Annotated in this window: 10 protein-coding genes and 1 pseudogene; 4 read left to right on the top strand and 7 right to left on the bottom strand. The window is 68.3% G+C overall.

Translation table 11 applies throughout. The features are described from left to right. The 7 genes from GRX66_RS14240 to GRX66_RS14210 all read right to left on the bottom strand — a co-directional run. The coding region (locus tag GRX66_RS14240) for an ABC transporter ATP-binding protein (protein WP_159527152.1) at positions 1-297 on the bottom strand (297 nt) is incomplete at its 3' end. Next, on the bottom strand, positions 294-2,219 hold the full coding sequence (locus GRX66_RS14235; protein WP_159527151.1) for a right-handed parallel beta-helix repeat-containing protein: 1,926 nt from the start codon (positions 2,217-2,219) through the stop codon (positions 294-296). The genes GRX66_RS14240 and GRX66_RS14235, both read right to left, overlap by 4 nt. Positions 2,220-2,222: 3 nt before the next feature. Next, positions 2,223-2,867 (bottom strand): nitrous oxide reductase accessory protein NosL, encoded by a 645-nt coding sequence (locus tag GRX66_RS20355; protein WP_325064126.1) that lies wholly within the window; start codon positions 2,865-2,867, stop codon positions 2,223-2,225. 227 nt (positions 2,868-3,094) lie between these two features. Then, the gene (locus tag GRX66_RS14225; RefSeq protein WP_159527149.1) at positions 3,095-3,397 is read right to left on the bottom strand and encodes a DUF7471 family protein; all 303 of its coding nucleotides are present in this window, start codon (positions 3,395-3,397) and stop codon (positions 3,095-3,097) included. Between the two features lie 12 nt (positions 3,398-3,409). Then, positions 3,410-3,922: a winged helix-turn-helix transcriptional regulator gene (locus tag GRX66_RS14220; protein ID WP_159527148.1), complete on the bottom strand. Its 513-nt coding sequence runs from the start codon at positions 3,920-3,922 to the stop codon at positions 3,410-3,412. Between the two features lie 171 nt (positions 3,923-4,093). Beyond that, entirely contained in the window at positions 4,094-4,666 is a 573-nt protein-coding gene (locus GRX66_RS14215) for a DsrE/DsrF/DrsH-like family protein (RefSeq protein WP_159527147.1), read from the bottom strand. Between the two features lie 2 nt (positions 4,667-4,668). Continuing rightward, positions 4,669-4,914 carry a sulfurtransferase TusA family protein gene (locus tag GRX66_RS14210; protein ID WP_159527146.1) on the bottom strand — a complete coding sequence of 82 codons (246 nt, stop codon included), beginning with the start codon at positions 4,912-4,914 and terminating at the stop codon, positions 4,669-4,671. Positions 4,915-5,164: 250 nt separating this feature from the next. On the opposite strand from GRX66_RS14210, the gene GRX66_RS14205 reads away from it, so the two are divergent. The 4 genes and pseudogenes from GRX66_RS14205 to GRX66_RS14190 all read left to right on the top strand — a co-directional run. Continuing rightward, positions 5,165-6,358, top strand: coding sequence for an MBL fold metallo-hydrolase (locus GRX66_RS14205; protein ID WP_159527153.1), 1,194 nt, complete (start codon positions 5,165-5,167; stop codon positions 6,356-6,358). An 8-nt stretch (positions 6,359-6,366) separates the two neighbouring features. After that, positions 6,367-6,924, top strand: a complete 558-nt coding sequence (locus tag GRX66_RS14200; RefSeq protein WP_159527145.1) for a YeeE/YedE family protein — start codon at positions 6,367-6,369, stop codon at positions 6,922-6,924. Continuing rightward, positions 6,925-7,383, top strand: coding sequence for a YeeE/YedE family protein (locus GRX66_RS14195; protein WP_159527144.1), 459 nt, complete (start codon positions 6,925-6,927; stop codon positions 7,381-7,383). A gap of 19 nt (positions 7,384-7,402) precedes the next feature. Next, positions 7,403-7,953 (top strand): annotated as a pseudogene (locus tag GRX66_RS14190) (inorganic phosphate transporter); the annotation flags it as partial.

The raw sequence follows: 7,953 nt of genomic DNA, 5'->3' as shown, positions 1-7,953 counted from the left end.
GCCCAGCGCTTCGCGCGCGTCGAATCCGGACCGGAACCCCGGCCGTTGGGGGAGGTACGCGACCGCTCGGTCCGAGGCGGGGGGTCGCGTGACGGTGCCGGCGTCGAGCGCGCGGAGGCCGGCGAACAGTTCGAGGACGGTCGTCTTCCCGCAGCCGTTCGGGCCGACGAGCGCCGTCAGTTCGCCGGCCCGGAGTTCGACGGACGCGGCGTCGAGAATCGTCACGCCCGGGTAGCCGAACGACGCGTCAGTCGCCGTGAGCGCCGGAGGCGCGTCGCTATCCTCGGCGTCGCTCATGCTGTGGCCTCCGTGGTGTTCCGGGCGGCACGGACCGCCGCTAGCACGTCCGGGCGCGCCGGCGTGACGCGCGGCGACGTGTCGAGAACGCCGGTGGAACGCAGCCCCGGCACCGTGTCCTGGACGCCGCGGATCAGTTCGATTGCGGGCGACCGCGCGAGCGTCCACGCGCCGGGCGCGTCGTAGAGGCGCGCGTCCACTGCACCGGTCGGTCGGAACGACCGCTCGTAGTAGCCGTCGGCGTCGGCGTCCGTCGCGGGCATCGGCCCCCAGTAGTTCCCTTCGTCCTGGGCGGTCCAGACGCGCAGGGGCCCGAGGCCGGACCGCACCAAATCGTCGTTGTCGACGACGTCGTTGTCGGTGACGAGGTTGGTCGGCAGACCCGACGTGGCGCGGAGGCCGACATCGTTGTCGACGACGGTGTTGCGCTCGACCAGCGACTGGTACCCGATGACGTCGAGGCCGCGCACGTTCCCCGCGAGGACGTTCTCCGCGTAGTACGAGTGCGATCCGGCGGTCGAAACGCCGACGCCGGACGCACGGACGTCGTTCCCGACGACCATGTTCCCCGTCGGTCGCGTCATGACGATGATGCCCGCACCCTCCTCGCGCGCGGTGTTGTTCCGGATGAGCGCGCCCGACGTGTACATCAGGTGGACGCCGAAGCGCCCGTCCCGGAACGCGTTGTCGCGGACGACGACGTCGTCCGCGCGGTGCGTGTAGACGGCGTCCCGGCCGCCCTCGAATCGGCTGTCCTCGACGACGATGGGGTCGTACATCGAGACGAGGCCCATGAAGCCGTCCCTCGTCCCCTCGGTCACGGTCACGTCGACGTCCCGAATCGTCGTGCCGCTGCTGTTCAGCACGATGACGCCCGACGCCGGGGTTTCGATGTGAACGCCCGAGACGAGCGAGCGGTTCGCGTCCCGCAGTTTCACCGCGGCGTCGCCCTGCCCGTACGCGAGTTCGACGTTCTCAGACCACTCCAGGTCCTCGAGTTCCGACGCGTTGAGTTCGGCTCGCCGGCTCCCGACGTCGCCGACGCCGTCGATGGCGAGGTCGACGAGCGCCACGCGGCTCGCGTCGAGACGGACGACCGTTCCGTTTCCGTCGCCGCGAATCGTGGTGTCCGGTCCGGCGCCAGCAATTGTCACCGGCTTGTCCACGGTGACGTTGTCAGTGCGGTAGGTGCCGGCCGGCACCTCGATCGTCGTGTTCGGGGCCGCGGCTTCGACTGCCGCTCCGAGCGTCGGCGCGTCCTCGCCGACGACGACCGACGTCGGGCGGTCCCGGAGGTCGCGTGCGGACGCCGAGGCGGCGTCCGCCCACGCCGACCGGTTCTGGACCGTCGACCGGAACCGGTCGCGGGTCAGCGGCGATTCGGCGTCGACGTGCTCGGACACCGCCGCCCACGGGACGACGCGCCCGTCGTACTCCTCGGCGAACGCGCCGGCCGCCTCGCGGTCGGAGAACGGCACGGCGACCGGCCCGCTCGGGAGCCGCGCGCGACTGTCGACGACGACGAACGTGTCGTCGGCGGGCGTGAACCCCGTGTACCGGGTCGCGGTCAGGTACCCCTCGTCCGTGAGCGAGGCGTTCGCGTCCGCGAAGTCGGTGACGAAGACGGCGACCGGGCGGCCGAACTGCCGCTGGTGGCCGGTCCGCGCCTGCTCGGCGACGAACGACTCGACGCCGTTGAACCCGACGACGTACTCGTAGTTCGAGTAGAACACTTCCACGCGCGGAATCGACAGGCCGCGCTGGTCGGCTTCCTGGACGGCCGCGCCCGTGAGCCCGAGGCGGAACGTGTCCTCGAACGGCGCCGGGTCGAGGTGGCTCGTGGATTCGATGGGCACGACCAGCGAACCGCTCAACACGAGGAGGACGACGACCACAGCCACTATCAGTGAGCGCCCGAGCATGCGTCACATCCCCAGCGAGGCGATCATCTCCGGGGTCACGTCGTCGAACGACGCGAGGTCCCCGCCGTGATCGTCCCGGAACGCCTCGGCGTCGGCCCGCTCCGAGAACGCGACGAGGTCCTCGCCCATCGCGCCGACGACCTCGGACGCGACGACGAAGGTCACGGTGGTGGCGTCGACGAACGACTCGCTGTCGTAGTGCGTGGAGATGACCTGTTGACCCTCGTCGGTCCGGATCTCGTAGTCGACGGTCGAGTAGTCGGTGACGTAGAACGCCTCCCGCGTCCAGTCCTCGCGGTCGAAGTCGAACTGGAACGCTTCCCACGTGCTGTCGAAGCGCGCGGGGTTCTCGTGGCCCGCGGGCTGGTTGTCGGCGTAGAAGATCTCCGTGGTCGGGCCGGGATGCTGGGCGATGACCATCCCGCAGACGTCGCAGGTCGCCTCCGAGTCGATGGTGACGGGGTCCGGCGTCTCGCCGTCGCCGTTTCCAGTCCCCCCGAGACAGCCGGCGAGTCCGGCGACGAGCGCCGTCGCCGTCGCCCCGAGGACGCCGCGACGCGTGCGTCGCGGTCCGCGGGCGTGCCCGGATTCGCTTCCGTGAGCGTGGTCACAATCGTCTCGGCGGTCGTGGTCACACTGTCCCTCCACCCCGACGTCTCCGCGGCCAGCGGGTCTCGGCGTTGCGTTAGACATGATTTGTGTTGGCGTTCTCGGCCCCGGAGTGCTCCCCGAAACCGGACGCCCTCCCACAGATGGCTGTTCGGACTGTCGAAGTATAGGGGTACTGGTAGGCGCCTCGAAAGGCCCGCTCGCGCACACTCCGGGCGGTTCTGTGGCGGAGTGCGCCGCCGACCCGTGCCCGGTCACCGGGCGCGTCAGTCGGCAGTGCCGAGTGGCGTCGTGTACACGGCGTACAGGAGCACGGCGGCCGTAAGGAGGTCGATGCTGTGCTCGACCAGGTGGTGGACGAGCATCGGGACGACGGCGAACACCGTCCCGATGCCGACGACGGTCCGGGCGACGAGCAACACGAGGACCGCGACGACGAGGAGGTAGGGGCGGGTTCCGCGCTGGCGGTACGCGGCGAACGCGAGCCCCAGCAACGCGAGCGTTCCCAGGGCCGCGAGCACGAGCACGAGGACGAGCAGCGGCGCGTATTCTCCCGGGAACTGAGTCATGGCAGAGTCCTGCTACTGGTCGAGGAGTTTGTCGACGAGGCGCGTGAACCGGTCGACCATGCGCTCCCGGAGCGTCGGGTCGGCCTCCCGGAGGAGCTGGACGGTTCGGTCTCGCCGGTCGACGGTGAGCGTCACGTGGTTCGACTGGTCGCGGTGCTTCGAGACGAGCTGGTGCTCGACGAGGCGGTCGAGGTGCCACTCGAGGGTGCTCCGGGCGATGTCCAGGCTGTCCGCGACCGCCGCGGGCGTGGCCGGGCCGTGCGCCAGGAGGTACGCGACGACGCCGCCCGCCGTCTCCCGCCGCAGGAGCGCCAGCGCGTCTCGCTCCCAGTCGGTGTACTCCGGCGGGAAGTAGTGGGTCTTCCCGTAGACCGGTTCCGCGACGACGGTGTCGTCGGCGCGCAACCGCTTGAGGTGGTACTGGACTTGGCCCGGCGCGAGTTCGAGGCGGCGAACGATCTCACTGAAGTGGATGCCGGGATGCGCTTCGATCGACGTTTCGATGCGGGTTCGTGTGTCAGCCATCGTGGTCTGGGACCGGGTGTGTCAGGTGGAAGCGGCGCCGGTTTCGACGCCGGGCTGCAGCGGCTCGCCGCTGGACTGCGGTCACTCGGGGATTGTCAGTACGGGAGAAAACCCCTTGTGGTCCGTTCGTCGAATCGTCCGGTCGCGCCGCGACGCGAACGGGGAGGCGGCCTACACCAGCAACTGGATGTCCGCTTCGGCCATGTCCTGGATGGCCGTGGCGGCGCCGACGCCCGTCGTGACGCCGTCGAAGAAGTCGTCTTCGTCGTAGTCCATCAGTTCGATGGTCATCTGACAGGCCTGGAACTCCACGCCCATGTCCAGGGACGTCTCGAGGAGTTCCTCGATGGTGGCGGTGTCGTTGTCGTCGATCTTCTTCTCCATCATCGACGTGGTGACGCGGTCCATGCCGGGGAGCGCGGCGATGGCGTTCGGCACGGGCATGTTGGGGTTGCCAACGGAGCTGAGCTTGAGGTTCTTGGAGTGTTCCTCGTGGAGGATGTCCAGCCCCCAGAAGGTGTGGAAGACGGTGACCTCGTAGCCGAACGCGGCGGCGGTGCTGGCGAGGATGAGCGGGGGGTAGGCCATGTCGAGTGTCCCCTTGGTCGCGATGATGCTCATCTTCTTGCCGTCGTCGTCGGCGGTCGCCTCGCTGAGCGCGTCTTCGAGTTCGTCGACGCGCGCTGCGAGTTCCGCACGCGTGGGCGCGTCGTCGGCCGACGCGTCTGGTGTGTCCGTGCTCATCGTCACTCCGTCTTGCGGACGTAGTGCTTGTACACGTCGCCGTCGGCTTGCTGGTCGAGCAGTTCGACGCCTCCCGTCCCGGCGGCCCAGCCCTCGATGTCGCTCATGCTCCCGGAGTCGGTCGAGAGCACTTCGAGGACGTCGCCCTCGGCGAGTTCGTCCGCAGCGGACTTCGTCTTCACAACCGGCATGGGACACGATGCACCTTTCACGTCGAGCGTCTCCGTGATGTCGAATTCTGCACTCATTTGGTATCTGCTCCGTTAGTCTGTATTGGAGCTATCGCACAATACCTCCCCGGTCACTAAAAGATTGTCGGTTCTTGTACTTACTATAAACTACTGGTCGCGAGAGCATCTGCCGAATACCGGCCAATTGGCCCATTCAGGCCGCAAAATAGGAATTTGTCGTAGTCGAACCCGGCAGTAGTATTGTGCATTGTGGGGAATATTATGCAAATGTTTTTGTGCGTCCAACCGATAGAAGCGGATGCACTACATGAACGCTGACGACTTCCCAACTCCGGACGTCGACGTTGAAACGATCGACCCGGAGCGGCTGAAAGACCGCATCGACTCCGGTGAGACCGTGACGCTGCTCGACACGCGCATGTCCTCGGACTACGAGGAGTGGCGCATCGACGACGACAACGTCACGTCGATCAACGTCCCCTACTTCGAGTTCCTCGAGGACGACGTCGACGACGACGTCCTCGACCAGATCCCCGACGACCGCGAAGTCACCGTCCTCTGCGCGAAAGGCGGCGCCAGCGAGTACGTCGCGGGCACGCTCGTCGAACGCGGCTACGACGTCAACCACCTCGAGGACGGCATGAACGGCTGGGCGAGCATCTACGAGGCCGTCGAAGTCACCGACTACGACGGCGACGGGACGCTCCTCCAGTACCAGCGCCCGTCCTCGGGCTGCCTGGGCTACTTCCTCTACGACGACGGCGAAGCGGCCATCATCGACCCGCTGCGCGCGTTCACCGACCGCTACCTCGACGACGCCGCCGACCTCGGCGTCGACCTGACGTACGCAATCGACACGCACGTGCACGCGGACCACATCTCCGGTGTCCGCGACCTCGAAGCCGAGGGCGCCGAGGGCGTCATCCCCGAGGCCGCCGTCGACCGCGGCGTCACGTACGCCGACGAACTGACGACGGCCGAGGACGGCGACACCTTCGACGTGGGCGACGCCACCATCGAAGCCGTCTACACGCCCGGTCACACGACCGGGATGACGTCGTACCTCGTCGACGACAGCCTGCTCGCGACCGGCGACGGGCTGTTCATCGAGAGCGTCGCCCGCCCCGACCTCGAAGAGGGCGACGAGGGCGCACCCGAGGCCGCGCGCATGCTCTACGAGTCGCTGCAGGAGCGCGTGCTCACCCTCCCCGACGACACGCTCATCGGCGGCGCACACTTCAGCGACGCCGCCGAACCCGCCGACGACGGTACCTACACCGCGCCCATCGGCCAGCTCGTCGACGAGATGGACGCGCTCACCATGGACGAACAGGAGTTCGTCGACCTCATCCTCTCGGACATGCCGCCGCGGCCCGCGAACTACGAGGACATCATCGCGACGAACCTCGGCCAGAACGAAGTCGACGACGAGGAAGCGTTCACCCTGGAACTCGGGCCGAACAACTGCGCCGCGAGCCAGGAATCCCTCGCAGGTGACTGAGGAGGCACATGGTGACTGACCCAGTACTGCTCCAGGCGGCCGCCGACCTGTTCCCCAACGGCATCAGCCGGTACGCCGTCGGTGGCTTTCTGGTCGGACTCGGAACGGTGCTCATCTACGTCGGCACCGGCATCCCCGCCGGCGCGAGCACCTTCCTGGAGTCGACGCTGTCGTACGTCTCCGACCAGTCACGCTTCCAGCAGTACGTCGCCTCCCGGGACTGGCGGGTCGTGTTCACGGCCGGCATCATCCTCGGCGGCCTCCTGTTCGCGGCGACGGTCCAATCCGGCGTCGTCACCTCGACGCTCTACCAGTCCGGATCGACCGGCGAACTGTACGAGGTCGGCGGCGTGACGCTGTGGTCGACCGACGTCCAGCCGTGGCGGCTGCTCGTCGGCGGCCTCTTCGTCGGCGTGGGGACCCGCGTCGGCAAGGGCTGCACGTCGGGCCACGGCGTGTGCGGCGTCGGGTCGGCGTCGAAGACGTCCATCGCCGGCGTCGTCACGTTCCTCGTGGTCGCGATCCTCACTGCGCAAGCCGTCGCAGCACTGGGGGTGACGCCATAGATGGCCGACCGTCACCCGCTGTTCATGCCGCTGGTACTCGTCGGCGGCGTCGTGTTCGGGTTCGGGCTCGGGTTCAGCCAGATGGCCCGTCCAGAGGTCGTGTTGAACTTCCTCCAGTTCGAGGACTTCGGGCTGCTGTTCGTGATGTTCGGCGCGGCCATCGTCTCCGGAATCGCGTTCGCTGTGATGCCGCGAATACGGGATAGAGCGCCGCTGACCGGCGACACGTACGAGCGCCGACTGAAGCCGTTCGACCGGAACGTCCTGGTCGGCGGCGCCATCTTCGGCGTCGGCTGGGGGCTGTCCGGCATCTGCCCGGGCGCCGCCTACGCGAGCCTCGGGACCGGCAACGTGACCATCCTGTGGGCGCTCGCCGGCATGTTCGGCGGCGCGTACCTCCAGGGGTACTGGCGGAGCCGAAGCGCCAGCCGCGACACCGCTGCGGCGGGCGCCGACTGACGACCCCCTCAAACTTCTCATGGACCCCGCCCTCATAGCCCTCTTCGTCGGTGCAGCGCTCGCCAGCCTGTTCATGGCCTGGGTCATCGGCGCCGGGTCGAGCGGCGCGACGGCCGTTCGCGCCCGCGGTCGGTGCGAACGCCATCTCGACGATGCGCGCGGCGTTCATCGTCGGCATCTTCGGGTTCGTCGGCGCGGTCACCCAGGGCGCGAACGTCTCGGAAGCCGTCGGGAGCGGGCTCGTCGGCGGGATGAGCCTCCCGATAGCCGGCGTCATCCTCGTGCTCGCGCTCGGCGCGGGCCTCATGGCGGTCGGCATCACGACCGGCTACCCCATCGCGACTGCGTTCACCGTGACGGGCGCCGTCATCGGTGTGGGGCTGGCGCTCGGCGGGACGCCCGTCTGGCCGAAGTACCGACAGATCGCCGCCGTCTGGGCGTTCACACCGTTCGTCGGCGGTGGCATCGCGTACGGGATCGCCAGCGTCCTCCCGCGGCCAGACGTCCCGGAGCGGTACAGCATCGCGGCGCTCTCCGGACTCGTCGCCGCCGTCATCGCGAACGTCGAGT

This window comes from Halobacterium bonnevillei (assembly GCF_009831555.1).
Classification (GTDB): domain Archaea; phylum Halobacteriota; class Halobacteria; order Halobacteriales; family Halobacteriaceae; genus Halobacterium; species Halobacterium bonnevillei.
Note: the sequence above shows the minus strand (reverse complement) of the source record. Positions and strands in the feature narration are given on the sequence as shown.